This is a genomic window from Saccharopolyspora elongata (assembly GCF_004348985.1).
Lineage (GTDB): Bacteria > Actinomycetota > Actinomycetes > Mycobacteriales > Pseudonocardiaceae > Saccharopolyspora > Saccharopolyspora elongata.
In genome coordinates this window covers 1-1,937 of the sequence record NZ_SMKW01000201.1, presented here as the reverse complement: position 1 = coordinate 1,937, position 1,937 = coordinate 1, and the positions used below count along the sequence as shown (strand labels likewise).

General features: G+C 63.2%; 1 protein-coding gene. It reads right to left on the bottom strand.

All coding sequences use genetic code 11. The annotated features are described in order from the left end of the window. Positions 1 to 82 precede the first annotated feature (82 nt). On the bottom strand, positions 83 to 1,345 hold the full coding sequence (gene ltrA, locus E1288_RS46255) for a group II intron reverse transcriptase/maturase (protein WP_132495679.1): 1,263 nt from the start codon (positions 1,343 to 1,345) through the stop codon (positions 83 to 85). Positions 1,346 to 1,937 lie beyond the last annotated feature (592 nt).

The window sequence follows — 1,937 nt, the reverse complement described above, 5'->3', positions numbered from 1 at the left end:
TCCTCGTCGGGTGGCCCGGGGGAATCGCACCCCCGGGCTCCCACGGAACGGAGCGTGACAGTCTCCCGTCACTCCGCTCTTCTCATCGCAATCCGGCGAACGTGCGCACCCATCGCCAGTGAGCGAATAGCTCGGGATCTCGATCGACGACCCCGAACCACCATCGCTTGAACCGTTTATAGGAGCGCAACCGCTTGTACTTCTGCCCTGCCCACCGCATCAAGTAGGTGTTGATGCGTTTGAGGAGAGGATTCAGCTGCGACCGATGGAACCGGCCGTAGTAGTTCATCCAGCCCGCCACGATCGGATTGATCTGCCTGGCGATCTCGTCCAGTTCGGTGTTCACCCACATCTGCATCCGCCAGCGACGCACCACCTGACCCATCGCCTTGAGCGCCACCGGACTGACCGCGGGCGAGAACGAGACACGCTTGCGCCCATCCTTGCTCCGGACCGACCGAGGGCGGAACGCATACCCCAGGAACGTAAACGAGGTGTGCTCATACGAGCCGTGCCGTCCATCGTCCTTGCAGTACACGATCTTGGTCTTGTCAGGATGCAAACGCAGCCCGACACCATCCATCCTCTCCACGAGTGCGGCCAGCACCTCTCGGGCCTGCCGCTCGGTCACGCAGTGCACCACCGCGTCATCGGCATAGCGTTCGAACTCCACCGCCGGGAACTCCCGGGCCAGCCAAAGATCAAACGCGTAGTGCATGAACAAGTTAGCCAACACCGGCGAGATCGCTGACCCCTGCGGAGTCCCCCGATCCCGCTCGACCAGGGTGCCATCGGATAGCCGAAGCGGCGCGGCAAGCCACCGCTTCACATACAGCACCACCCAACGCTGCTCGGTGGTCACGTTGGCCTCGACCGCCTTGACCATGAGGTCCCACGGCACGCTGTCGAAGAACTTCTGCACATCCAGATCGATGACCCAGTTCTTCTTCCAGCACCGCCGGCGGCACGTGGCCACCGCATCCAGCGCACTACGGCGTGGCCGATACCCATAGGAATCGGGATGAAAGATCGACTCCGTCCGGGCTTCCAACGCCATCGCCGCCACCGTTTGCGCCACCCGATCGGCCACCGTGGGCACACCGAGCGTCCTCGTGCCTCCCCCCTTGGGGATCTCCACCGCCAGCACCGGAGGCGGAAAGTAGCTCCCCGACGACATCCGATTCCAGATCTTGAAGAGGTTATTCCTCAGATCGGTCTCGAAGTCCTCAATGGACTGCTTGTCCACCCCGGCGGCACCCTTGTTGGCCTTGACCCGTCTGTACGCCTCCCACACCAGTTGCTTCGGTATCGCAAACGGCTTGTCCTCCGGACCTGACCTGCTCACCCGTCTCCTCCCAGACCCTGCGGCCCGGTTGCTCGTGCGAACAAACCATCAATGAGCCGGCCCCTTCGCTCCACCCCGATTACCAGGGCTTCACCACTACTACGAGCCGGTCCGCCAGCGAGCGCCGCAACGGTACTCAACGCCTCCGGTTTCCTCCGTCTGGCGCGCTCCCTCTCGCCACCCCACCACAGCAGGGTGGACAGTGTCGGCACCCGCCTTCCCACGTTCCATGCAGGAGCCGCAGACCAGGCTCACGCCGCCTGCACGCCGGACACCACCTGGCCAGTAAACGGGTTCCCGCCAGGCTCATCCCGGAGATAAATGTTTCCCCGGTTTCGATGCCACCAAAGAGGTTTCGACGCTTCCTCAGCGGTTCGCTCTCGCTCGTCTTCCCGGTCCCCACCTGACGCATCACGACGTGCGCCTTTTCCTCATCGCTCACCACGACGGTCTTCAGCCAACGCAGCATGAGGCGGTTTGGTATCTCCCCCCGCAGGGCGACACCGAAGGGCCACACCTTCATCACCTGCACAGCACCACATCAAGAAGCCCTACCTACATCGAACTCCCTTCCGCGCTCGTGGCGCACCCA